Raw genomic sequence first — 4,046 nt, forward strand, 5'->3', positions numbered from 1 at the left:
TCGTCGTCGCCCTCAACGGCTTCGACGGACACCAGCCCCACACCGCCGACGAAGTCCGCGAGGCACTCCAACTCGGCGCCGACACCCCCGTCATCGCCCTCGACGCCCGCCGCCGCGACAGCGCCAAGAGCGCCCTCATCACCCTCGTCGAACACGCCCTGCTCGCCCGGCTCCGCTGAGTCGGACGCGCCGGGCTCCCGGTCCCCGGACCCGGAGCCCGGCGCACGGGCTGCCCCGTCGGCCCGTCACCGCAACGGGCCGACGGGGCAGCCACGCTTACCGGCCGGTGTCCTCCCGGGGGCCCGCGCAAGACCCGTGTATAAGCAGCGGATAACAGTTCGGTAGGCATTTTGTGATCAACAATGACGCAGCGTGGCGAATCAGCGTCACTCAGCGCCAGATGACCACGGTTTTGCTCCGTCATGTCGGAGATTGTCCGAATTGCGCAGACGCGGGTGCCGGACGGCGGCTGTTTGTCCCCCATCCCTGCACGTGCTGAAATTCCAGCTACCCCTGATTCTCTCCCGCCGGCCAGTCCGGCGACGGGTCAGGGCCCGGGGGTAGCGCTGGATTGATCCATGGCCGGCAGTCGGCCGAGAGGTAGTTGTCGAGTGAGGCGTAAGCAGCAACCCGCCCCGCAGCGGCGCTCGGAGCCCCGCCAGAGCGAGCCGAACCGTACCGCCGCGGATCCGGCCGGATTCTCCGCGTTCACTCCCACCGAGGAACGCACCCAGGCCGCACCGGCCCCGACTCCCCCGAGCATCGCCTCGCCGCCCGGCAGCGGCGGCGCGCCGGGCGGCGAGGGCGAGGCCGGGCGGTACGACTTCCTCCGTCCGCGCAACTGGCGCGTGCCGACCCGCCTGATCGCGATCCTGCTGATCCCCGTGATCATCAGTCTCGTCTTCGGCGGTCTGCGAGTGAACACCTCGGTCGACGGCTACATCAAGGCGTCCCGCGCCGAGAAGACCGCCGAGCTGGCCAAGGCCGCGACCGAGCTCGCCGAGGCGCTGGAGAACGAGCGCGACAAGACGCTCATACCCCTGATCACCAAGCAGGACCCGAACAACGAGGTCACCAAGCGCCGCGCCGACACCGACGCCGCGCTGAAGGCGTACAACGCCGCCTACGAGGCCTCCGACAAGTCCGGTGAGCTGCCCCGTCGCCACGAGGCCTTCCAGGCCCTGCTCGTCGACCTGCCGCACCTGCGGGCCAACGCGTACAACCCCGAGCTGTTCCTCAGCGCGACCGCGAGCGCCTACTCGGCGATGTTCGCCCCGCTGCTGGCCTACGACAACTCCGTCGGCCTGGGTTCCTCCAACGCCACCAGCAAGGGCCGCGCGATCTACGCGATGTCGCTGGCCAAGGCCTCCGCCTCGACCCAGCGCTCGCTGATGCTGAGCCTGCTGGTCGGCATCGCGCAGAACGGCACCACCCGGTACGAGAACGCCGACGCGACCCAGCAGATCGTCGTCGCGGAGAAGCTGGAGCAGGTCTCCCTCAACGAGTTCAACACCGGTAGCGCCCCCGAGGACGCCAAGAAGTACGCGGACGCGCAGGTCGCCCTGGCCACCGCCCAGGAGCACTCGGCGTACAAGATGCCGAACGGCCACGCGCCCACCATGCAGGGCCTGCTGGCCCTGGCCGCCGCGTACAGCCAGGCCGCCGCCGAGGGCCAGCTGAAGGGCAAGGCCACCGCCGACGCCGCGTTCGCCGAGGCGAAGAACGCCGGTCTGACCCCGGACAACTGGAACCAGGCCGCCAACACCCACATCCAGGCCCTGCGGAACACCGAAGTCGCGCTGCTGGACGACGTCCTCACCGACTCCCGCAACCTCAAGGACAACGCGCTCTACGACGCCATCCTCAACACGGTCATCGTCGTCGCGGCACTGATCCTGGCCGGCCTGCTCACCGGCTACGTCGCCCGCTCGATGATCCTCGGCATGCGCACCCTGCGCAGCGCCGCCCTGGAGATCGCCGACCACCGCCTGCCGGACCTGGTCGAGAAGCTCTCCAAGACCGACCCCGACCGGGTCGACACCTCGGTGGCCCCGATCCCGCTGCACGGCAAGGACGAGATCGGCGAAGTCGCCCGGGCCTTCGACCAGGTCCACCAGCAGGCCGTGGCGCTCGCCGCCGAGCAGGCCCTGCTCCGAGGGAACGTCAACGCGATCTTCACCAACCTGTCGCGCCGCAGCCAGGGCCTGATCCAGCGCCAGCTGGCGCTGATCACCGACCTGGAGAACAACGAGGCCGACCCGGACCAGCTGGAGAACCTCTTCAAGCTGGACCACCTCGCGACCCGTATGCGCCGCAACGGTGAGAACCTGCTCGTCCTCGCGGGCGAGGAGGCCGGCCGCCGCTGGAACACCCCGGTCCCGCTGGTCGACGTGCTCCGCGCCGCCGCGTCCGAGGTGGAGCAGTACGAGCGCGTCGAGCTCGCCGGCATCCCGGAGGTCGACGTCGTCGGCGCCGCCGTGACCGACCTCGTCCACCTGCTCGCCGAGCTGCTGGAGAACGCCACGTCGTTCTCCAGCCCGCAGACCCGGGTGCTGGTCAACGCGACCCGCCTGCCGGACGGCCGGGTGCTGGTCGAGATCCACGACAAGGGCATCGGCCTCACCGCCGAGGACTTCGCGGAGATCAACGAGAAGCTGGCCGAGCCGCCCACGGTCGACGCCACCATCTCCCGCCGCATGGGCCTCTTCGTGGTCGGCCGGCTGTCCCAGCGGCACGACATCCGCGTCCAGCTCCGCCCGTCCGGCGAGTCGGCCGGCACGACCTCGCTGGTCATGCTCCCGCCGTTCGTCACCCAGGGCGGCGCCGCGCCGGAGCCCGAGGAGCAGTTCACCGTCTCCCGGATCTTCGCCGACCAGGAGCCGACCTCCCCGTGGGCGGCCGACGCCCCCACCCGCAGCGCCGCCGAGCTCGGCTTCGACGACCACCTCACCGGCATCGGCAACTCCGGGTCCAGCGGCTTCAGCCCGGCCCTGGAGTCCGTCCAGCGCTCGCAGCGCCTCGACCAGGTCCGCCGCGCGGCCCTGGAGAGCGCCCCCGACGCGCCGGTGGTGGACGCCGAGGTCGAGGAGGACTACCAGCAGGGCTACGACCAGTACGCCCCGCAGGGTTACCAGCAGCAGGGCGCCTACGCCGACGACCAGTACGGCTACGACCAGCAGGGCTACCAGCAGGACGGCTACGACCAGTACCCGCAGCAGGGCTACGACCAGCAGGGCTACGCCGACGAGCAGTACGCCGACGACCAGTACGGCTACGAGCAGCAGGGCTACCAGCAGGACGGCTACGCCGACCCGTACGGCCGCCAGGCCCAGGAGGCCCCGGCCGGCCACCCGTACGCCCCGGAGCCGCCCGCGCTGCCCGCCGCCGGGCCTTCCGCCACCCTGGCGTCCGGGCTGCCGCAGCGCCGCCCCGGCGAGCAGCTGGCGGGCGGTGGCCCCGGCAGCGCGCCCCCCGGCGCCCTCCCGTCCGGCGACAGCCCGAACTGGTTCGCCGGCGCCAAGGACAGCTCGTCCGCCAACGAGTCGCGCGGCCACGACGTGTCCTCGCTCGGCGGTTACGGCCCGACCGGCCCGACCGCCAGCACCGCCTGGCAGTCGCCGAACGACGGCGACTGGCAGCGGGCCGAGCAACTGCGCGAGCCCTCCTCCGCCGGAACCACCCAGGCCGGTCTGCCGCGGCGCGTGCCCAAGCAGAACCTGGTCCCCGGCAACGCCAAGCCCACCCCGCAGGAAGGGCCGCAGGTCTCCCGCAGCCCCGAGGAGGTCCGTGGCCGCCTCACCAACCTGCGCCGCGGTGTGGAGCAGGGCCGCAGTGCCGGCAACACCGGAAGCTTCCGGATCGACCCCGATCAGGTAGACCAGTCCGGCAACGGACAGAACCGCAGCACCGATCTCTTCGGCGGCTCGAACCACCAGGAGCGTTGAGTTGACTCAGATGAGCCAGGCCGCACAGAACCTGAACTGGCTGATCACCAATTTCGTGGACAACACCCCCGGGGTGTCCCACACCGTGGTGGTCTCCGCGGA

General features: G+C 71.2%; 1 protein-coding gene and 2 pseudogenes. All 3 read left to right on the plus strand.

The window, feature by feature from the left end; translation table 11 throughout:
- Positions 1-179 (plus strand): annotated as a pseudogene (locus ABTY56_RS38455) (ATP-binding protein); the annotation flags it as partial.
- 432 nt (positions 180-611) lie between these two features.
- Positions 612-3,944 (plus strand): nitrate- and nitrite sensing domain-containing protein, encoded by a 3,333-nt coding sequence (locus tag ABTY56_RS38460; RefSeq protein WP_350634347.1) that lies wholly within the window; start codon positions 612-614, stop codon positions 3,942-3,944.
- Positions 3,945-3,954: 10 nt separating this feature from the next.
- A pseudogene (locus ABTY56_RS38465) lies at positions 3,955-4,046 on the plus strand (roadblock/LC7 domain-containing protein); the annotation flags it as partial.

The organism is Kitasatospora sp. NPDC097691, from assembly GCF_040302665.1.
GTDB lineage: Bacteria > Actinomycetota > Actinomycetes > Streptomycetales > Streptomycetaceae > Kitasatospora.